The organism is Parenemella sanctibonifatiensis, assembly GCF_002250565.1.
In the GTDB taxonomy this organism is placed as follows: Bacteria; Actinomycetota; Actinomycetes; order Propionibacteriales; family Propionibacteriaceae; genus Parenemella; species Parenemella sanctibonifatiensis.
Map to the genome: position 1 here is coordinate 131237 of NZ_NMVJ01000011.1, position 19812 is coordinate 151048.

Annotated in this window: 16 protein-coding genes; 12 read left to right on the top strand and 4 right to left on the bottom strand. The window is 69.4% G+C overall.

What is annotated here, in order from left to right:
- The first annotated feature begins 1 nt into the window (after position 1).
- Complete coding sequence (gene purQ, locus CGZ91_RS13585) at positions 2 to 670, top strand: phosphoribosylformylglycinamidine synthase subunit PurQ (protein WP_094455999.1); 669 nt, start codon at positions 2 to 4, stop codon at positions 668 to 670.
- A gap of 67 nt (positions 671 to 737) precedes the next feature.
- Entirely contained in the window at positions 738 to 3368 is a 2631-nt protein-coding gene (pepN, locus tag CGZ91_RS13590) for an aminopeptidase N (RefSeq protein ID WP_094456001.1), read from the top strand.
- Between the two features lie 96 nt (positions 3369 to 3464).
- On the opposite strand, the gene CGZ91_RS13595 is transcribed toward pepN, so the two are convergent.
- The 4 genes from CGZ91_RS13595 to CGZ91_RS13610 form a co-directional block, all read right to left on the bottom strand.
- Complete coding sequence (locus tag CGZ91_RS13595) at positions 3465 to 5369, bottom strand: hypothetical protein (RefSeq protein ID WP_094456003.1); 1905 nt, start codon at positions 5367 to 5369, stop codon at positions 3465 to 3467.
- A 278-nt stretch (positions 5370 to 5647) separates the two neighbouring features.
- A complete protein-coding gene (locus CGZ91_RS13600; RefSeq protein WP_094456005.1) occupies positions 5648 to 6025 on the bottom strand; it encodes a hypothetical protein in 378 nt (125 codons plus the stop codon).
- A 60-nt stretch (positions 6026 to 6085) separates the two neighbouring features.
- Positions 6086 to 6511 carry a hypothetical protein gene (locus CGZ91_RS13605; RefSeq protein ID WP_094456007.1) on the bottom strand — a complete coding sequence of 142 codons (426 nt, stop codon included), beginning with the start codon at positions 6509 to 6511 and terminating at the stop codon, positions 6086 to 6088.
- Complete coding sequence (locus CGZ91_RS13610) at positions 6508 to 6723, bottom strand: hypothetical protein (RefSeq protein WP_229116640.1); 216 nt, start codon at positions 6721 to 6723, stop codon at positions 6508 to 6510. Before CGZ91_RS13610 ends, CGZ91_RS13605 begins: the two co-directional genes overlap by 4 nt.
- Before the next feature lie 240 nt (positions 6724 to 6963).
- On the opposite strand from CGZ91_RS13610, the gene CGZ91_RS13615 reads away from it, so the two are divergent.
- The 10 genes from CGZ91_RS13615 to CGZ91_RS13660 all read left to right on the top strand — a co-directional run bounded on the left by CGZ91_RS13615 (position 6964) and on the right by CGZ91_RS13660 (position 19809).
- A complete protein-coding gene (locus CGZ91_RS13615; RefSeq protein WP_094456011.1) occupies positions 6964 to 7479 on the top strand; it encodes a hypothetical protein in 516 nt (171 codons plus the stop codon).
- Positions 7480 to 7489: 10 nt separating this feature from the next.
- Positions 7490 to 8539, top strand: coding sequence for an N-acetylglucosamine kinase (locus tag CGZ91_RS13620; protein ID WP_094456013.1), 1050 nt, complete (start codon positions 7490 to 7492; stop codon positions 8537 to 8539).
- A 150-nt stretch (positions 8540 to 8689) separates the two neighbouring features.
- Positions 8690 to 10087 carry a mannitol dehydrogenase family protein gene (locus tag CGZ91_RS13625; RefSeq protein WP_094456015.1) on the top strand — a complete coding sequence of 466 codons (1398 nt, stop codon included), beginning with the start codon at positions 8690 to 8692 and terminating at the stop codon, positions 10085 to 10087.
- 167 nt (positions 10088 to 10254) lie between these two features.
- A complete protein-coding gene (locus CGZ91_RS13630; RefSeq protein WP_094456017.1) occupies positions 10255 to 12090 on the top strand; it encodes an alpha/beta hydrolase in 1836 nt (611 codons plus the stop codon).
- 131 nt (positions 12091 to 12221) lie between these two features.
- The gene (locus tag CGZ91_RS13635; protein ID WP_094456019.1) at positions 12222 to 13853 is read left to right on the top strand and encodes a type 2 periplasmic-binding domain-containing protein; all 1632 of its coding nucleotides are present in this window, start codon (positions 12222 to 12224) and stop codon (positions 13851 to 13853) included.
- Between the two features lie 115 nt (positions 13854 to 13968).
- Positions 13969 to 16242: a phosphoribosylformylglycinamidine synthase subunit PurL gene (gene purL, locus CGZ91_RS13640; RefSeq protein ID WP_094456021.1), complete on the top strand. Its 2274-nt coding sequence runs from the start codon at positions 13969 to 13971 to the stop codon at positions 16240 to 16242.
- Positions 16243 to 16249: 7 nt separating this feature from the next.
- Positions 16250 to 17284 (top strand): hypothetical protein, encoded by a 1035-nt coding sequence (locus CGZ91_RS13645; RefSeq protein WP_094456023.1) that lies wholly within the window; start codon positions 16250 to 16252, stop codon positions 17282 to 17284.
- A 101-nt stretch (positions 17285 to 17385) separates the two neighbouring features.
- Positions 17386 to 18726, top strand: a complete 1341-nt coding sequence (locus CGZ91_RS13650; RefSeq protein WP_094456025.1) for a dipeptidase — start codon at positions 17386 to 17388, stop codon at positions 18724 to 18726.
- 78 nt (positions 18727 to 18804) lie between these two features.
- Positions 18805 to 19428, top strand: coding sequence for an SGNH/GDSL hydrolase family protein (locus CGZ91_RS13655; RefSeq protein ID WP_094456027.1), 624 nt, complete (start codon positions 18805 to 18807; stop codon positions 19426 to 19428).
- Between the two features lie 9 nt (positions 19429 to 19437).
- On the top strand, positions 19438 to 19809 hold the full coding sequence (locus CGZ91_RS13660; RefSeq protein WP_094456029.1) for a DnaJ family domain-containing protein: 372 nt from the start codon (positions 19438 to 19440) through the stop codon (positions 19807 to 19809).
- The last annotated feature ends 3 nt before the right edge of the window (positions 19810 to 19812 follow it).

Here is a 19812-nt window from a genome sequence, read left to right on the forward strand (position 1 = left end):
CATGAGGATCGGGATCGTCACCTTCCCCGGCACCCTCGACGACGTCGACGCCCAGCGGGCGGTACGCCTGTCCGGGGCCACCCCGGTGTCGCTGTGGCACGGCCACGACGACCTGCAGGGCGTGGATGCGGTCATCCTGCCCGGCGGTTTCTCCTACGGTGACTACCTGCGCTGCGGCGCCATCGCGCGGTTTGCCCCGGTGATGGATCTGGTCATCAGCGGCGCCAAGCGCGGCCTGCCGGTGCTGGGGATCTGCAACGGTTTCCAGGTGCTCTGCGAGGCGGGTCTGCTGGAGGGCGCGCTGATCCGCAATGAGAAGCAGCACTTCGTGTGCCGCGACCAGCGGCTCGAGGTGGTGTCCCGCGACACCGTGTGGAGCAACCAGTTCACCGACGGCCAGCAGATCACCATCGTGCTCAAGAACGGTGAGGGCCGCTTCATCGCCGACGACGAGACGTTGGCGCGGTTGGAGGGGGAGGAGCAGGTGGTCTTCCGCTACCTCGACAACCCCAACGGTTCGGCCAATGACATCGCCGGCATCACCAACGAACGTGGCAACGTGGTCGGCCTGATGCCGCACCCCGAGCACAACGTCGACCCGCTGGTGTCGCCGTCGGTCGACGGCCGGGGCTTCTTCACCAGCGTGCAGGCCTTCCTGCAGCACGCCTGACCCGACGCGCCCGGCCCGACCGAGGGGCCTGCGCCACGCCGACGCGGCGAGGTGACAAGCTGGCGGGGTGAATCCGAGCAATGTCACCCGTGAAAAGGCACGTCAGCGCAGCGACGCCGTCGAACTGAACGAGTACGCCGTCGAGCTCGACCTGAGTCAGGCAGCCGACCCCGCGCAGACACATTTTCCGACCACCAGCTGGCTGCAGCTTGTCACCTCCGAACCGACCGTCGAGATCGACTTCATCGGCGGTGACGGGGGCGGGCTGACCGGCGTGAGCGTCGACGGTGAACTCCATGAACGTCACTACGACGGCGCCCGGCTCACCCTCCACGACATCCCGGTCGGCCGCCCGGTGGTCATCGAGATCCGGGGGCGGGCGGCGTACAGCCGGACCGGTCAGGGCCTGCACCGCTTCGTCGACCCGACCGATGGTGAGACCTACCTCTACACCCACTTCGAGCCGGCCGATGCCCGGCGCATGTACGCCAACCTCGAACAGCCCGACCTCAAGGCGCCGTTCCGGCTCAGCGTCATCGCGCCGAGCCAGTGGCAGGTCACCTCCAACCAGGCGGCTGAGGCCACCATCGATCTGGGCGACGAGACCCGACACGAGTTCGGACCCACGCCGGAACTGTCGACGTACCTGACGGCGCTGGCCGCCGGCCCCTACCACCACGTACACCGGACCTGGCAGCGTGCGGCGACCACTGGGACGGACGAGGCGGCCGACCATCTCAGCATCGAGGTTGGCCTGTGGTGTCGCCAGTCGCTGGCCGAACACCTCGACCCCGAGGAGCTCTTCGAGATCACGTTCGCCGGGCTGGACTTCTTCCACGACAACTTCGGCTACCCCTATCCCTGGGGCAAGTACGACCAGGTCTTCGTGCCCGAATACAACATCGGCGCCATGGAAAATCCGGGCTGCGTCACCTTCACCGAGCGCTACATCTTCTCCAGCCCCGCCACCCAGGCGCAGCGGCAGGGCCGCGCCAACACGATCCTGCACGAGATGGCGCACATGTGGTTCGGTGACCTCGTCACCCCGCAGTGGTGGGACGACCTGTGGCTGAAGGAGTCCTTCGCCGACTACATGGGCACCCACGCCAGCGCCGCGGCGACCCGCTTCACCGACGCCTGGGTGCCGTTCGCCGGCGGCCGCAAGCTGTGGGCGTACGTCCAGGACAGCCTGCCGACCACCCACCCGATCGTCGCCGACATCCCCGATCTGGAGGCGGCACGGCAGAACTTCGACGGCATCACGTACGCCAAGGGAGCCTCGGTGCTGAAGCAGCTGGTGCGGTTCGTGGGGACCGAGGAGTTCTTCGCCGGCGCGCGGGACTACTTCCAGCGGTACGCCTTCGGCTCGACGACGCTGCCCGACCTGCTCGACTCGCTGAGCCGTGCCAGCGGCCGCGACCTGTCGCAGTGGGCGACCCGCTGGTTGGAGACTGCCGGCCCCGACGTGCTCACCCCGGTGGTGACCGAGGCCGCATCGGCTCAGCGGTCGGGCACGATCGAGGAGTTGGTGATCGAGCAGCAGTCGGTCGATCCCACCACCGGCGCCTGGGTGGGGCGGCCACACCGGCTGCAGGTCGGGCTCTATCGCAGCGGAGCCGACGGCCTCGTGCGGACCGAGCTGATCGAGACCGAGCTGGCCGCCGGTGAGCCGACCGAGGGCGTACGCCGGCACCCCGTCGCCGAGGCGGCAGGCCTGCCGGTGCCGGATCTGGTGCTGGTCAACGACGACGACTGGACCTATGCGCTGGTCCGGCTCGATGACCGGGGCCGCGAAACCGTGCTTGCCCAGCTGAGCCGGTTGGGCGACCCGATGGCGCGCGCGGTGATCTGGTCCTCGCTGTGGACGGCGGTCCGCGAAGCCGAGCTGCCCGCTGCCCGGTTTGTCCAGGCGGTGGCCGAGCACGGCCCGGCCGAGACCGACATCAGCCTGCTCACCACCATCACCCGCAACGCCGGCACGGCCGTACGCCGCTACGTCCCGGCGGGCCGACGCAGCGAGGTGGCTGACGGTCTGTACGCCGCCGCCCAGGCACAGATCGCGGGCGCCCAGCCCGGCAGCGACGGCTGGTTGGTGTGGCACCGGGTGGCCGGGGCCCTGCTGCCGCTGCTGACCGAACTGCCGGCTGATGCGGTCGCTCAGGTCCCGGCCGAGGGTGGCGACGACCTGCGCTGGCTGTACTGGAGTGGGCTGGCCGCCGCCGGTGACGCGACGCCGGAACAACTGGACGCCGAGTTGGCCCGCAAGGACACCTTCGACAACCGCGTCAATCACCTCGGCGCGCTGTCGGCGCGCCCGACGCCCGAGGTGAAGGCCGACGTCTGGCAGCGGGTGCACCAGCCCGGGGCGTACAGCAATGACGAGGTCGACGCGATGATCGGCGGCTTCAACGCGCCTGCGCATTCGGGACTGGTGGCGCGCTATGCGGTGGACTACATCCAGGGCCTGGAGCAGACCTGGGCCGACCATCCGATGGAGATCGCCGAGCGGCTCGCCGCGGGGCTGTTTCCGCGGCCGGACCACGAGCCCGGCACCGACCCGGCGGATCATCCCGTCGTGGGTGCCACCCAGGAGTGGCTGGAGCTGCACCCCGACGCGCCCGGCGCACTGCGCCGGATCGTGACGGAGGAGACCGCCGAACTGCAGCGCGCGCTCACCGCGCAGGCCGCAGGGGAGTGACGGCCGAGTGGCTTGTGGTAACCAGCTGCCACTCGACGCCGATATTTGCAGAGGGGAAACGCCGTTTCTCGCCGTTCAGGGGCAGCTGGTGACCACTCAGGCCTGACGGATGGTGGTGACGAGCTCGCCGGAGGCGGGCAGGCTGACCCGGAGACGGGTCACCTCTTCGTCCCAGACGTCGGTGAGCTTCGGGTCCTCGTCCAGGTCCCAGGTCTCCACCTCGACCCCGGTGGCACGGGCAGGGTCCCATTCGAGGGACAGCGCGCCGTGCTCGCCGGTGGCGTCGGCGCCGGTCTCGGTCGGGCGTACGTCACCGGCCACCACCCACACGACCGAAGTGTCGCCGGGCGTGCGGATCTGCCACTGGTCGCGTACCTCGATGGTGGCGGCCGTCCGGTCGAAGGTGACCTCACGGATCCAGCTGTCACCCTCGGCGAGGTCGTAGGCGCCGGCCAACTGCATCCGGGTGCGGGAGACCTGGCCGTCGTCGTCGTGGGAGTGCTCGGTGGCGGCGTACGCGGTGCCGCGGCCCTGCAGCAGGCCGGCGGGCTGGGGACAGTTGTGCCAGTCCGAGCGCATCGGCAGCAGGTCGTAGCGGTCGGCCGAGAAGGTCTTGCGGGTGTAGGTCGGGGCGCCCAGATCGACCAGCAGCGGGATCCCGCTGACGGCGACCATCACCTGCCCGACGTCGAGATGGTTGTGCATCTCGCCGTTGTGGCCGCCCTTGACGCCGAGGGTGAGGCCCTCGTACGTGCCGGCGGTCTGCCGGTCCAGGCTCACCTGCACTGACTCGTACGCCGAGGCCGCCGGGTAGGCCGGTTCGCCGGGCTTGGCAGCCATCCAGTCCGGGTCGTTGAGGGCGGACATGAAACGCCCCAGCGCGCCGAAACCGACCGAGGGGATCGCGCCCTGGCCACGCCAGGCGGCGGCCAGCGCCACGCTGGTGTCGTCGCCGATCAGGCGCCCCCAGCGGTGCGTGAGATGCCAGGGCTGCGGCGCGGGACTTTGGGCGGTGCCGTCAGCGACCACGAAGAACCAGCCCTCGCGCAGATGCACCGAGGCGGGATAGCCGACCACCGCGCCTACCTTGGTCAGTTCGGTGGCATCGAGGGCGCCGTCGGTGGCGGCGCGAAGCCAGTCGAGCGCCTCCAACATGCGCGCGGCGCCGGCCCAGAAGTAGTTGTAGCCCTCGTCGATGGCGCCGTCGGCGGGCAGCGTGGCCAGATAACGATCAAGGTCCTGGATGGCCTGGGCGACGGTGTGGCTGCGGCGTACCTCGTCGTCCTCGAGGAAGGTAGTGGCGGCGAGCAGGTTGCTGAGGATCCACGGATTCCAGTTGTTGGTGGTGCGTTCGATGCCGACCCACCACCAGTCGGTCGCGTGATAGGGCTCGATGATCCGCTGGCGTACCTCGTCGCGGATGCGGCGGCGCAGACCCGGGATGCGGTCGTCGAAGGCGGGGCCGAGGATCCGGTCGGCGTACGCCACCAGCGCCGCCATCTCGCCGGCTCCGAGGTCCAGGGTGGGGTCGTCTCGGTGCGGCGGACGTTCGTCGTGGTCGGAGAAGGCGCGGTCGTGCGCGGGCCAGCACCAGCTGGACTCCTCGAGGATCAGCCAGAGTCCGTCGGCGACCTCGTCGATCCAGTCCTCGCGGCCGGTGACGGCAGCGGCGAGGATGCCACGTACCACCCGGCGGGCCCGCGCAAACTCCTTGCCCTCGTAGACGCTGCGGTCGCCGTCGCGGTGATAACGGAGCCAGTCCTGCAGCAGAGGCTGGGGCCAGGGTTGTCCGAACTCGCGTTCGGCCTCGGCGAGGTGATCGGCCAGGTGCGGCTCGGCGGCCTGCCACCAGTCCCGATCGGTGATGGTCGGTACGCCGACCCGCTCGGCCGCGCGGGCCAGCAGGGGTGCGAGGGTGGCCGGGTCGGTGCGCCCCTGCCATGCGGCGCCCAACTCACCGGTGTAGCTGGGGCGCAGACGGAGGGTGTCGTCAGGGCTCATGCTGCCCCATCCTCGCAGGTGGGTCTGGTGCGCAGGACCCGGATGCCGCAGCGGGGCGGCGAAACCTCAACGTGTTGAGGAACGGGGCCTCAGATCCCGGGTTGGGGGCACGGAAGCTCAACTTGTTGAGGAAACGTACGCCCGAGGTCCGCCCCGTCTGGTGCCGGCACCGCCTGGCGTACGGCCGACCTGCACAACTACAGCATCGCGTAGCCGTGCAGGCGATTCGGCCGGTTTCACCTGCACAACTACAGCCTGCTGTGGTTGTGCGGTCGCGCTCAGGGCCCCGACACCGACGTGAAGCCGGCGTCGACGAACACGCGCAACAGGACCTCGCGGTGTTCGGGGGCGAGCTTGTCGCCCATCGCGAGAGCGATGGCGGCGCTGGCGACCCGCTCCCGTGCCCGGGTGCGGGGGCGCCGGTCCAGGTCGTCGTTGGTGAGGCCGACGGACGCGAACGCGTCGCGGCCCGCCTTGTCGACCGCGGCCCGGACCGCAGCGGACATCGCGCCGACGGTGGCCTTGACGGCGGCGGGCTGCTCCTGAACGGTCGTGTCGCCCTCCATCAGGGGACCCCACGCTGCCTTGGGGGTGGCGCGTACCTCCTCGAGGAAGGCGGTGACGCTCTCGTGACTGGGCCCGTACTTGTGTGCCATGACTCTCCCTCCAGGATCGACGGTAGCGCCGGGTGGCGCAGCCCGGCGCTGAGGGCCGGTTCAGGGCCAGGGGATGCCGCGCTTGAGGATGTAGTCGAAGGAAACGGCCCGGTGGCCGGACTGCTCTCCGACGCAGTGGACCAGGCCGGCGCTGTAGTCGATGGTCAGGTGGCGTCGGTCTCGGTCCGGATTCATGGTCGGCGGGTGGCACCAGGAGGTGCTGGCCTTGTCCAGATAGAACAGGCAGCCGGCGGAGTAGAGCAGGACCATGCTTGCGATCAGGAGGGCGAGGCCGCTGCGGGGCAACGCAAGAAGCGCCAAGGCGGCCGCGGTGTAGGTGAGGATCATGTGGGCAGTGAAGAACCAGCTGAGTTCGGGGTAGCCCCAGCCGAAGACGCCGCTGATGCTGAAGCCGAGCGAGGAGATCAGCCCGACGTAGGAGGCGCGAGTGGCGATGGTGCGGGCTTTGCTGAGGCGACTTGTCATCGGGGCGACGTCAGGGAGTCGGTGGTGTAGGCCACGTGTGCGGTGCGTCCGAATTGGTCGGTCCATTCGCCCATGACGGTGTAGCCGTCCCAGTAGAGGAAGCCGTGTTCGAAGAACTGGACCCGGTGGTTGGCTGGTTGTCCATCGCCGGGGTGCTGTTCACCGCTGGTGGGGTATCCGAATGGTCCGTTCTCCCAACCGTTCTCCCCCATGCCGTTCTGATCAGCCCCATGACGGGGTGCGCATCGGTCGCCAAGCTCCAGTAGATCGCGCCGTTCTCGTACTGGAACAGTGAAGAACGCTAGGATGAGGGCGACACGTCGACGGATCACAGCTTGATGATCGTGGTCTCAGTTGGTCGCGGTCAAGACTGATACTCCTTCCCGCCTGAGGTCATGGCCGTTTGAGGACAGGTCCGCTTGCTCGAGTCGCTGATGCCGAGGTGAGGTCCTATGAATGATCGTGTTGCCGATGGCGCCGGCCAAGCCAGTCGCCGAGCGGGGGCAATCCAAGGCACGGCCGATCCTGCCCGAGTCTGGCTGCGCGCCGGGGCCGTTCTGATGCTCGTCGGTGTCGTCATGGCCGTGGTGGGCATGCTTACGCCGTGGGATGTCTACCGGGATGAGGTGTCCAACGGTATTCAGCACGCGCTTGACGACATGAGCATGACGCGGCCGGTCGGGGGGATACGGATGTTCGGGTTTGTTGTCGTCGGCTGCTGTTGTCTCTTGGTGGCAGATGGCGCTCTGCGGGTGCTTGGCAGCCGAAGCGGCGGCATGGGGACTCTTGGTTCTTTGGCAGGATTTGGCGCCAGCGTGGTCGTTTTGATGTTTGAGACGGCGACCGGGCGGCCGGCTGAGTTGTACCCCGGCGCTCAGCTCTATTACGTGTCGTTCATCGTCGTGCTGGTCGGGGCGCTCATCGTGCGGGAGGCCCGCGCCTCGCAGGCCGAGGCCGCGGAAGCGTGAGTCGATCCCGATGCGTGCCGCGTCCCGCTGGGGTGGCGACAAGCTGGTCGGCGACAATGCGACGGTGACCAGTTCAACGACCACCCCTGCCGAAGGACCCGGCCGAACGGGTGCATCGGAGCAATCCCGCCAGGACCGAACTGACGCCGTGCTCGGCATCGACTTGGGCGGCAGCTCCATCACCGCGGTCCGGGTCGATCATGATCAGCGCCAGGTCTGGGTCGGGCGTACGCCGGGTGCCAACCCGTTCTCCTCGCCGGGCCTGGCCGCAGAACGGCTGGCGGCCGCGGTTGCCGCAGCGCTGCAGTCCGAAGGCGAGCCGCCGTCGGTGAGCCACGTCTGCCTGGGGGCCAGCGGTGCCGGGGGAGCGGGCCGGGCCGTGCTCGAGGAGGCCATGCAGCAGGCCTGCGGCGACCTCGGCGCCGAGCTGGAGTTGCGCACCGATCTGGACATCGCCTTCCTCAGTGGTGCCGAGACCGGCAGCCTGCTGCTCAGTGGCACCGGGGCCGTGGCCGCCCGCTATCAGGACACCGCCATGACCGCGCGCTGCGACGGGATGGGCTGGATGCTCGGCGACGAAGGATCCGGCCTGTGGATCGGCTGGCAGGCGGTCAGGGCCGTCGCCGCCGCGCTGGACGGCCGCGGGCCCAGCACTGCCCTCACCGAGCCGGTGCTCGCCGCCCTCGACGTCGAACCGACAACGACCGTGGACCTGCGACAGGAACTCATCGCCGCGGTGGCCGCCGTCCGGCCCGCGGACCTGGCCCGGCTCGCCCCCATCGTCCTCAACGCTGCCGACGCTGTCGCCGAGCAGATCGTGGACTCCGCCACGCAACGGCTGCTCGCCACCCTGGCGGTGGTCGATGCCGGCGGTCCGATCGTGCTGGCCGGAGGCCTGCTGGCCAACGACACCTCGCTGGCCCGCGGCGTACGGGCCGGGCTGCCGGGCCGGGACCTGCGTGCGGTGAGCGCTCCGGTGGTCGGCGCGGTGAGCCTCGCCCTCGCCGCGGCCGGCGTGACGCCGGATCGCACCTGGCTGGAGGCCCAACTCGCGGCCTGATCGCGGTTGTCGTCAGGTGACAGCCCGGTCCGCCGCCCGGTGGCCGGTGGGCTGAACGGCGTACGACTGGCAGAATGACCCCACGGCCACGCCGCACGACGCCGCCGCATCACTCGGTCCGCAGAGGCGGAAAGACGAAGGGAGTCACGCATGACTGAACAGCCGCGCATCGTCCACCTGGGACTCGGCAACTTCCACCGCGCTCACCAGGCGGTCTACACCGCCGATGCCGCCGGCCAGCCGTGGCGCATCACCGCCGTGGCCCGCAGCAACCGCCAGCTCGTGGAGACGCTCAAGGCGCAGAATATGAGCTACACCATCGTCGAGGTCGGCCCCGGCGCCGCCGAGCCGCGCCGGATGACCGTGATCGACCGCGCGCTGGTCGCCAAGGATGAGCCCGCCGCGGTGCGCGCCGCCATCGCCGACCCCGAATGCCACGTCGTCACCCTGACGATCACCGAGAAGGGCTACGGCTACAAGCCGGGCAGCAGCGACCTCGACGTCGAGGCGGCAGGCGTACGGGAGGACGCCGCCGGTCTCGGTGACGCCGACCGGGTGCCGACCACCATGCTGGCCGTGCTCGCCGGTGGCCTGCTGGACCGCGCCGACTCGGGCAACCCGATCACCCTGGTGAGCTGCGACAACGTCGGCCACAACGGCACCGGTCTGGGTCGGCTGCTGCGCCAGTTCGCCGCGCTACTGCCGGCCGAGCAGGGCGACAAGCTCACCGCCTACCTGGACGCCTCGGTCTCGACCCCGAACACCATGGTCGACCGGATCGTCCCCGCCACCACCGACAAGCATCGGGACATGGCCGCCGAGGCCGGCTTCGAGGATCAGATCCCGGTGCCGGGCGAGCCCTTCACCATGTGGGTGCTCGAGGACGACTTCGCCGGCCCGCACCCCGACTGGGCCAGCAGCGGCGCGATCCTGTCCGACCAGGTGGACCGCTACGAGCTGGTCAAGCTCCGTCTCCTCAACGCCGCCAACTCGATGCTGGCCTACCTCGGCCTGCTCAACGGCGGCACCTTCATCGCCGAGGGCGCGGTCAACGACGCCATCAAGGCGGCGACCTGGCAGCTCGGCGAGGAGATGCAGCCCACCATCACGCTGCCCGACGGCTTCGACCCGATCGACTACCGCAAGGAGCTGTTCGTCCGGTTCTCCAACCTGGAGCTGGGTCACACCTGCCAGCAGGTCGGCTCCGACGGCTCGGCCAAGCTCACCCAGCGCGTCCCGGGCCCGGTGGCCTGGCATGCCGAGCACGGCGACCCGGCCCCGAAGGCCCTGGTGCTGCTGACCGCAGCCTGGCTCGCGGCGGTCGTGTACGCCGACCTGCCCGAGGGCAATGTCCCCGACGAGCCGGCCCGCGATCTGCTCAAGCAGCTCGCCGAGGGTGGCGTGGACCAGCTCGCCAAGGCGGCCCTGGTGGACCACGCCGTGTTGGGTCCGCAGCTGGCCGAGCAGACCGCCTTCGTCGAGGCCGTGTCGGCGCAGCTGGTCGCGTTGCAGGAGAAGGGGCTGGCGGCCGTTCTCGCAGACTTCTGATCATGGTGGCTGCTGAGTCCGGCGGCCCGCGATTGTGATCAGTTGGCCCGGTCGGAGTGATCCGACCGGGCCGTTCTGTGTCCTGTCGTAGTCCTGAGGAGGTCAGTCGGGTCGCCGTGATGCGTCTAGAGTGACCAGCGTCGCCGCTTCAGACACAGGAGTCACCCATGGACGTTGACGACTACTTCCGCACCCTCGGCCACGACCGTGCCATCGGGGCGCTGCCAGGTCCGCCGGCCGGTACCTCGCCGCAAGCCTGGCGGGAACAGCGCCGGGATCAGGTGTGGCAGGACTGGGGCCTGGCGGCACGACGTCCAGAACGTGACCTGCCGCCGGCCTGGCATGTCACCGGGGCGGTGGATCAGGGCAGTCACGTCGTGGAGCGCGGCTGGTTCGAGGCCTCGCCCGGGCTGGTCATCACCGCCAACCTCTACCGCCCGGCGGCCGGCCACGCCAGTGGTGCGGGCATGCTCTACTTCTGCGGCCACAGCCCGGCCCAGAAGATCCACTACCAAGATCATCCGCGGCGGCTGGCCCAGCTCGGCTTCACGACCTTGATCGTGGACACGCTGCAGTACGGCGAGATCCCCGGCAAACATCACGGGTTGCACCGCTTCGGCGAGTTCTGGTGGGTGAGCCGAGGCTACTCACCGGCCGCTGCCGAGGCGTGGGTGGCGGTGCGGGCGTACGACCTGCTCGTCTCCCAAGGGATCGACAGCAGCCGGATCGGGGTGACCGGGCACAGCGGTGGCGGCGCCGTGAGTTGGTGGGCGGCGGTGCTGGAGCCGCGGATCGCCGCCGTGGTGACCTCGACCGGCACCGTGAGCGAGATCTCCCACCTTGATCATCGGACCCTGGACTCCCACTGTGACTGTTACTTCCCGGTCAACCCGCGCGGCGAGGCGATCGCTGCTCTGTACTCCCTGGTCGCGCCGCGACCGACTCTGATTCTGGCGCCGCGGTTTGACCTGTGGTGTGCCTACGGCGCGGTCGTCGCGACGCGGGACAAGCTCGCCGATCACCACGCCGGGCACAGCCGGGAGCCGTGGCCGTTGGAGGTGTTCGGCTTCGAGGCCGAGCACGAATACACCCCCGCGTCGCGGCGCCGGGCCTTCGGCTGGCTGACTCAGTACGTCCGCGACGGCGGCGCTCCGGCACCGGAACTGCCCGCCGACATCGACGGCGTACGGCTGCCCGAGGAGGACCTGCGCGTGTTCGGTGGTGGTGCGCAGCCGCCGCGCCATGCCGCCAATGAGACCGCCGCGGCCTGGCTGACCGACGCCGAACCGGTCGAGGGGCTGACGCCTGACGAGGTGGCGCAGCGCGTCTGGGACACCTGTTTCGGCTTCGCCGAAGACCGGCCACCAGCTGGGGGAGTGCGGATCGAGCGGCGCTACTGGCGGGCCGGCACGGAGTTTCTCGACTTCAGCCACGAACCCGAGCCGGGCTGGCGGGTCGAGGCCACGCTGCGCCGACCGCTCCCTGATCCGGGCGATCGAGCCGAGGCAACTGGGCAGCCGCTGCGGGTGTACGCCGATCACCGCGCGGTCGACCGGCTCAGCAAGGACCCCGTCACTGAGCCGACGCTGCAGTTGGCGGTGCGCGGGTCGGGTCGCAGTGCCTGGCATCCGGCGCGGGACTGGCACGTCCGCCGGGCTGCCGTCCTGCTGGGCCGGCCGCTGGCGGCGATGCGGGCCCTCGACATCCTGCGGGGGCTGCAGGCGTACGCCGAGGTCGCCGGTCAGCCGGCCGGCGTCCACCTGTACGCCGGGCGCGAGATGGCGGTGCCGGCGCTGCTCGCGGCGGTGCTGGAACCCTCGGTGACCACGCTCGAGGTGACCGACCTGCCCGCCTCGATGCAGCTCTCGGACCAGGAGCTCGCCGAGCAGGGCAGTGCCGGGGCGCAGCCCGAGGTCGGCGGACTGCTCCGGGTCGCTGACGTCGACGACCTGCTGACCACCCTCAAGGACCGCGGCGTGCGGGTCGTGACATCGATTGCGTAACAAACCATGAAATTTGCTGGCCGATAGCGGACAGATGGATACGTCCTAAGTAACCCTTTTATTACGAAGCGGCCCGGGCGGCGCCCAGGTCGGTTAGCGTGAGCGCAGGTTTTCTCTACCAAGGAGCGAAGATGCGCCTCAACCGACGGTCCCTGCTGGCCGGTACTGCGGCAGTTGCGGCCGGTGCCGCCCTGACCGCCTGCTCGACGGACGACAACGCCACCGGCGGCGAGGGTGGCGGCAACGCCAATGCGCCGGAGTCTCGCGACAGCCTCAAGCCGACCTACGCCAAGCTCGCAGGGACCACCCCTGACGTCGAAGCCGACGTCGAGCTGGGCCTGCCCGAGGCGTACTGGACCTACCCGGAGCCGCCGCCCTCGCGCGACATCCTGCCGCTGCCTGAGATCGCGACCGTCAGCTTCCTGACCCAGGGCAACGCCCCGCCGGCGGCCCGCGGCAACAACCAGCGTTGGGATGACCTCGAGCAGGCAACCGGCGCACAGTGGGACATCACCTTTGGTTCCTTCGTCGACTACGACGCGGTCTTCCAGACCCGGGTCGCCTCCGGTGACCTGCCCGACTTCGTCCAGGTCGTCCCGGTGTCCCGGTTCGGTGACCTGCTGGAGTCCGAGTTCGAAGACCTCACTGAGTACCTGTCCGGCGACGCCGCCGCGGAGTACCCCGCGCTGGCCGCGATGCGCCCGGATGCCTGGGACGTCGGCGTCATCAACGGCGCTCTGCGCGCCATCCCCCGTCCGCGTACCGCGGCGACCGGTCGCTGCTGCCGCACCAGCGCGGCCAACCTCGAGGCGATCGGCCTGGATTCGATGGTGGAGCCGGCCAACTACGAGGAGCTGTACGACATCTTCACCGAGCTGACCGGAGACGGGAAGTTCGCGATGGGGTCGGATCCGGTCGAGTGGCTGCTCAACCTGGTGCTGGAGGGCCTCGGGGCGCCGAACATCTGGCGCGTCGAGGATGACGGCAGCTTCATCCACGCCAACGAGTCCGAGGAGATGGTCGCGGCGCTGGAGTGGGTCAAGAAGGTCTGGGATGCGGGCCTGCTGCACCCGAACTCCTTCATCGAGCCGCAGAACAACAACGTCTGGTGGAAGGCCGAGCAGACCACCTTCTATCACGAGGGTGCGATCACTCGGGTGACGCTGACAGAAGAGGGTTCCGACCGCAGCACCGGCTTCCTGGTCAACCCGAAGTTCGACGGCGGTGGGCCGGCGGTCAAGCACACCGGTCCGGGTGCCTACTACGCGCCGATCGCGATCTCCAAGCAGGACTCGCCCGATCGGGTACGCGAGCTGCTCCGGGTCGCCGACGCGCTCGCGTCCCCGTACGGCACCGCGGAGTACACGCGGTTCCAGTACGGCATCGAGGGTCGCCACTTCACCATCGAGGACGGCGCCATCAAGACCAACTCCGACATGAGCAAGCAGGAGCCGCTGATGACCAGCTACCTGGGCATGCAGGGGTCGTCCGTCTTCCAAGGCCCGGAGAAGTCCGGTCAGATGACGCTGGACTTCGCCCGCAAGATCATGGTGGACAAGATGCCCAACCCGGCCGAGAACATCTTCAATGAGGAGGACGTCAACTCCATCGCGGCCGAGCGGCAGTTGACCGACCTCAAGGCCGACATCATCCAGGGCCGTCAGCCGATGACTGCCTGGGAGAACGGCGTGAAGAGCTTCAGCTCCGCCAAGGAGAAGGCCAAGCAGGTCTACGCCGAGGAGTACGCCAAGCTCAACGGCTGATCGACTCCCAGCATCAGTTCCGGCCCCGCACGCCCGAGTGTGCGGGGCCGGCAGGCTGTTGGCCCCCTCTTCGACACATCGGGCACAAGCTGGTCAGGGACGATAGATTGGGTCCGTGGCCGACACCGTCAACGATGCTCAGCAGACTCCCGACATCGCCCAGCCGTGGGCCGAGCTCGGGCTGAAGCCCGACGAGTACGAGCGGATCCGCTCGATCCTCGACCGCCGCCCGACCGCCTGTGAGTTGGCGATGTACTCGGTGATGTGGTCTGAGCACTGCTCTTACAAGTCCTCCAAGATCCACCTGAAGAAGTTCGGTGCGCTGAGCCAGGACACCCCGCGCGGGCCGCTGCTGGCCGGTATCGGCGAGAACGCCGGCGTGGTCGACATCGGCCACGGCTATGCCGTCACCTTCAAGGCCGAGTCACACAACCACCCCTCCTTCGTGGAGCCCTACCAGGGCGCCGCGACCGGTGTCGGCGGCATCGTGCGCGACATCCTGGCGATGGGCGCCCGCCCGGTGGCCGTGATGGATCCGCTGCGGTTCGGCCCGCTGGATGCGCCCGACACCCGCCGCGTGATGCCCGGGATCGTCGCCGGCGTCGGCGGCTACGGCAACTGTCTGGGCCTGCCCAACATCGGCGGCGAGGTCGTCTTTGACTCGACCTACGCCGGCAACCCGCTGGTCAACGCACTCTGCGTGGGCGTACTGCGGCACGAGGACCTGCACCTCGCCCATGCCAGTGGCGTCGGCAACAAGGTGATCCTGTACGGCGCAGCCACCGGCGGCGACGGCATCGGCGGTGTCTCGGTGCTGGCTTCGGAGACCTTCGATTCGGACGGCCCGGCCAAGCGCCCCAGCGTCCAGGTCGGCGACCCCTTCATGGAGAAGCTGCTGATCGAGTGCACCTTGGAGCTCTTCTCCGAGGGCCTCATCAGCGGCATCCAGGATCTCGGCGGCGCGGGACTGTCGTGTGCCACCAGCGAGCTCGCCAGCGCTGGTGACGGCGGCATGCACGTCGATCTCGACCTGGTGCCGCTGCGGGACTCCTCCCTGAGCCCCGAAGAGATCCTGATGAGCGAGTCCCAGGAACGCATGATGGCGGTCGTCACTCCGGACAAGGTCGATGCCTTCATGGCGATCTGCCGCAAGTGGGAGGTGCAGGCAACCGTCATCGGTGAGGTCACCGACGGCGAGCACCTGGTGATCGACTGGCACGGCGCAACCGTCGTCGATGTGCCGCCGCGCACTGTCGCCCACGACGGCCCCACCTACGACCGTCCCTACAGCCGGCCGGAGTGGATCGACGCCGTGATGGCCGACGACGCCAACGAGCTGCCGCGCGACAACAGCCCCGAGGGCCTCAAGCAGGCGCTGTTGACCATGGTCGGATCGCCGAACCTTGCCGACAAGTCCTGGGTGACCGACCAGTACGACCGCTACGTCCGAGGAAACTCGGTGCTGGCCCAGCCTGAGGACTCCGGCGTCATCCGAATCGATGAGGAGACCGGTCTGGGGATCGCCCTGGCGACCGACTGCAACAGTCGATTCGCCTACCTCAACCCCTATCTGGGCGCCCAGCTGGCGCTGGCGGAGGCGTATCGCAACGTTGCCGTGGTCGGCGCCGAACCGGTGGCGATCACCGACTGCCTCAACTTCGGTTCGCCCGAGGATCCGGCGGTGATGTGGCAGTTCGTCGAGGCGATCCTGGGGCTGGTGGACGGCTGCCAGCAGCTCGGCATCCCCGTCACCGGCGGCAACGTGTCCTTCTACAACCAGACCGGCGAGACCGCGATCCTGCCGACGCCAGTGGTTGGTGTGCTCGGTGTGATCGACGACGTCGCCGCGCGTACGCCGATGGGCTTCAGCCACCCCGGCGACGCCGTGGTGATGCTGGGCACCACCCGTGAGGAGATGTCGGGTTCCCAGTGGGCCGACGTCGTCCACGGCGGCCACCTCGGCGGCCAGCCGCCGCAGGTCGACCTGGATCACGAACGCCGACTGGCACTGGTGATGCGTGCGGCCGCGGCCGAGGGCCTGCTCAGCTCCGCCCACGACCTGGCGGACGGCGGTCTGGCCCAGGCGCTGGTGGAGTCGGCGCTCCGCCACGACCAGGGCGTCGCGCTGACGCTGCCGACCGGGGAGGGGGCCGCGTACGAACCGGCTGTCCAGCTCTTCAGTGAATCCGCCGGCCGCGCGTTGGTCAGCCTCGCCGGCCAGCACCTGCGTCGGCTGCGCGAGCTCTGCGAGGAGCACGGCGTCGAACTGACCCGCTTGGGTGAGGTGACCGGTGCCCCGGCGCTCGAGATCAACGGCCTGATCAGCCTTGACCTGGCTGAGATCCGCGAGGTCTGGACCGCACCGATCCCGGCCGCGATGGGTGCCTGAGCCCGCCATGGCGATGCAGCCGATGTCGGGCACCCACGAGCTTGCGCCGAACATGTACGCCCGCAACGCAGCCTTCCTCATCATTGGCGTGGTGGTGATCACGATCGCTGTCACCGTGGGTGGCGGAGCGATCGGCAACATCACCGGCTCGTCGTCGACCAGCGTCATCATCGGACTGGCCATCGGTTTCGTGCTCGGCGCAGGCGGGTCGATCCTCATCTTCTGGACGTGGCTGCGGGGCTACCGGTCTGCCTCGGTCGACTTCGGTACCGGCATCCTGAGCGGCCCGGCCGGTGACATTCCGCTTCGCTCGATCGACAAGGCGATGGTGATCCCCGCGCAACGCCCGCTCGTCGGCGTCTACGGTGCCGATCTGGTGTTGGGCGCCGGCGACAAGGAGGCTGCACGGCTCTTCCTGCAGGGGACTCGGCTGCGCAAGGCGCGGCGCGACAACGTTGAGGTGGTGGCGGAGGTGCTGCGGCGCAGTTCGGCGCCGACCACCCCGGACACCATCGAGGGGTTGGTGGTGGCGGACCTGCTCGAGGCGCCGAGCTGGCACCGTTTCCCGCCGCCGAACAGCCCCGAGCGGGCTGCCCGCAACATCCTCATGACACCGATCGTGCCCACGCCGCCGCGCAAGGGGATGGCCACGGTCGCCAGCAACCTTGGGGTGCCGGCCGACGTGATCGCCGGCACCATCCAGGCCGACCCGGATGCGGTGCAGCGCTACTGCGCGGCGCTGGCGGCGGCCGGCGTACAGGTGGAGGTCCTGCAGGGCAGCGACGACTCCGGGGAGTTGGCGCCCGAAATCCAGCTCGAAGCCACCAAGGCGTTGGCGGTGCTGACGGGCCAGCCGGTGGAGGCGGTCACCGTCGAGCAGGCGCCGGAGTTGTCCGCGCGGCTCGCCGCCATCGTCAACCCACTCGGCATGGCGGAAGCGGTCGACGTGCTCAAGGGCCTTGAGCCGGAGCGCCGCGAGAAGATCCTGGCCGAGGATGTCGGCATGAAGGCCATCTGGGAGGCCCGCAATCTGCGGCCGTGAGAGGCGTACGCCTGACCTGCACAACTACAGCCTCCAGCGGTAGCGCAGCGGGGCCGTGGCTCCCGACCACCCCACACGTCCGACCCACTAACCTGACCGGCATGAGTTCTCGTGCAGCAGCGGTGGAGGCCGAAATCCCGGGGGCCCTCGCGGACCTCAAGCGGTTGGTGGCGATCGAGTCAGTCAGTTCGGACCCGGATCGCGCCGATCAGGTGCAGGCGAGCGCGGAGGCGGTCGCCGAACTCCTCACCGGCGCAGGATGCCCCGACGTACGCATCGTGTCCGCCGCGGGTGGGAAGCCTGCGGTCATCGGGCGCTACCCGGCGCCCAAGGGCGCTCCGACCATCTGCCTGTACGCCCACCACGACGTCCAGCCGACCGGGCCGGTGGACCAGTGGCACAGCGATCCCTTCACTGCCACCGAACGCGACGGCCGCCTGTACGGGCGCGGCGCGGCCGACGACAAGGGCGGCTTCGCCGTCCACCTGGCCGCCCTTCGCGCCTGGGGTGGCCAGCCCCCGGTTGGTGTCACCGTCTTCGTCGAGGGCGAGGAGGAGATGGGGTCGCCGACGCTGGCGGACCTGATGGCCGAACACCGCGAGCTGCTGGCCGCCGACGTCTACGTCATCGCTGACTCGGGCAACTGGGAGGTCGGTGCGCCGGCCTTCACCACCACGCTGCGCGGCCTGGCTGACTGCGTCGTCGAGGTCGAGACCTCGGACCGGCTGCTGCACTCGGGCCAGTTCGGTGGCGTCGTCCCCGACGCGCTCACCACCCTGTGCCGGCTGCTCGCCACCCTCCACGACGACGCTGGCAATGTGGCGGTGGCCGGCGTACGCAACGCCGAGGAGCCCGACCTGGACTATCCGGCCGAACGGGTTGCTACCGAGTCGGGGATGCTGCCAGGCGTCCAGACCATCGGCACCGACGGTCTCGCTGGCCGAATGTGGCGCAAGCCTTCGGTGTCGGTGCTCGCCATTGATGCCACCCCGGTCGACAAGGCCGCCAACGTGCTCGCGCCCTCGGCCCGCGCCAAGGTCAGCATGCGGGTGGCTCCGGGCCAGGACGCCCACGAGGCCATGTCCGCCCTCACCGAGCACCTGCGTACGCATGCACCCTGGGGAGCCAAGGTGACCGTCCATGACGGCGAAGCCGGGCAGCCGGGGCAGGTGCCCTTCGAAGGCCCGTACGCCGACGCCGCCCAGGCGGCCTTTGGGCAGGCCTGGGGTCGGGAGCCGGTGTTCGTCGGCCAGGGTGGCTCGATCCCGATGGTCGCCGATTTCCAGGCCGCCTTCCCCGAGGCGACGGTGTTGGTGACCGCGGTCGCCGACCCGGATTCCCGGATGCACGGCATCGACGAATCGCTGCATCTGGGGGACTTTGCGAACGCCTGCCGGGCCGAAGCCGATTTCCTGGGCCGGTGCGCCGAGTTGCAGCGCTGAGCTCGACTGGCGCAAAGAAGCGGGATTCTTCGGCGGTCGCAGGATGCCGCCGGAGGATTCCGCGGGTAGGCTCCGCCCATGAGTACGATCGTTTTCATTGGCGACTCGATCACGGACTGTCGCCGCCGCGAGGATCCTGAGGCGCTCGGCGCGGGCTACGTACGCCTGTTGGCCGAGCAGTTCTCCCGACACGGTGGCGCCACCGTCATCAACACCGGCGTCAGCGGTGACACGGTGCCCGACGTCGCTGCGCGGCTGCAGGAGGACTGCCTGGGCCACCAGCCCGACCTGGTCAGCCTCTACGTCGGCGTCAACGACACCTGGCGGCGGTTCAGCCGCAACCAGCCCACCTCGGTCGAGGAATTCGAGGAGGGCTACCGCGGGTTGCTGGATCGCATTGCGCCGCTGCCGACGATGGTGGTGATCCCCTTCATCGTTGACGCCAACGAGGAGGTTGCCACGTATCACGAGGACCTCGACGGCAAGGTGGCGGTGATTCGCAAGCTGGCCGCGCAACGCAATCTGGTCGTGGTCGATCTGGAGGCTGCGATGGCCGATGCCCTGCAGGGTCACGAGCCGGCCGAGCTGGCCGCCGACGGCATTCACCCGACCCCGATGGGGCACGAGATCGTCGCGGAGACCTGGCTGAATGCCTACAACCAGGGTCGCGAGGAAGGCCGCCTCCCCGACCTCGCGGCGTAACCTTGGGCCATGGGTGAGCACTGGATCGACCGGCAGATTCGTGAGGCCCAGGAGCGAGGAGAGTTCGACAACCTCCCCGGGGCCGGCAAACCGCTGGGTAATCTGCGCCAGACCGACGAGAACTGGTGGATCAAGGCGAAGCTCGAGCGCGAGGGCCTCTCGATGCCGCTGCCGCCCGGCATGCAGTTGCGCAAGGAAGTCGCCGAGATCGACGAAACCGTGGCGGACATTCGCGACGAGCGGGTCGTACGCGACCTGGTCACCGACCTGAATCGGCGGGTCCGCGAGCATCACCGTCGCGGGGCGCCGATGCCTGGCCAGATCGTCCGCGTGCTTGACGCGGACGCCGTCGTTGAACGCTGGCGCGACCGTCGGTCCTGAGAG

What these genes read in the sequence shown, in the direction of transcription:
- purQ (WP_094455999.1), top strand. Translation starts at nt 2, where the DNA reads ATGAGGATCGGGATCGTCACCTTCCCCGGCACCCTCGACGACGTCGAC.
- CGZ91_RS13595 (WP_094456003.1), bottom strand. Translation starts at nt 5,369, where the DNA reads ATGAGCCCTGACGACACCCTCCGTCTGCGCCCCAGCTACACCGGTGAG.
- CGZ91_RS13600 (WP_094456005.1), bottom strand. Translation starts at nt 6,025, where the DNA reads ATGGCACACAAGTACGGGCCCAGTCACGAGAGCGTCACCGCCTTCCTC.
- CGZ91_RS13605 (WP_094456007.1), bottom strand. Translation starts at nt 6,511, where the DNA reads ATGACAAGTCGCCTCAGCAAAGCCCGCACCATCGCCACTCGCGCCTCC.
- CGZ91_RS13610 (WP_229116640.1), bottom strand. Translation starts at nt 6,723, where the DNA reads ATGGGGGAGAACGGTTGGGAGAACGGACCATTCGGATACCCCACCAGC.
- CGZ91_RS13615 (WP_094456011.1), top strand. Translation starts at nt 6,964, where the DNA reads ATGAATGATCGTGTTGCCGATGGCGCCGGCCAAGCCAGTCGCCGAGCG.
- CGZ91_RS13620 (WP_094456013.1), top strand. Translation starts at nt 7,490, where the DNA reads ATGCGTGCCGCGTCCCGCTGGGGTGGCGACAAGCTGGTCGGCGACAAT.
- CGZ91_RS13625 (WP_094456015.1), top strand. Translation starts at nt 8,690, where the DNA reads ATGACTGAACAGCCGCGCATCGTCCACCTGGGACTCGGCAACTTCCAC.
- CGZ91_RS13630 (WP_094456017.1), top strand. Translation starts at nt 10,255, where the DNA reads ATGGACGTTGACGACTACTTCCGCACCCTCGGCCACGACCGTGCCATC.
- CGZ91_RS13635 (WP_094456019.1), top strand. Translation starts at nt 12,222, where the DNA reads ATGCGCCTCAACCGACGGTCCCTGCTGGCCGGTACTGCGGCAGTTGCG.
- CGZ91_RS13645 (WP_094456023.1), top strand. Translation starts at nt 16,250, where the DNA reads ATGGCGATGCAGCCGATGTCGGGCACCCACGAGCTTGCGCCGAACATG.
- CGZ91_RS13650 (WP_094456025.1), top strand. Translation starts at nt 17,386, where the DNA reads ATGAGTTCTCGTGCAGCAGCGGTGGAGGCCGAAATCCCGGGGGCCCTC.
- CGZ91_RS13655 (WP_094456027.1), top strand. Translation starts at nt 18,805, where the DNA reads ATGAGTACGATCGTTTTCATTGGCGACTCGATCACGGACTGTCGCCGC.
- CGZ91_RS13660 (WP_094456029.1), top strand. Translation starts at nt 19,438, where the DNA reads ATGGGTGAGCACTGGATCGACCGGCAGATTCGTGAGGCCCAGGAGCGA.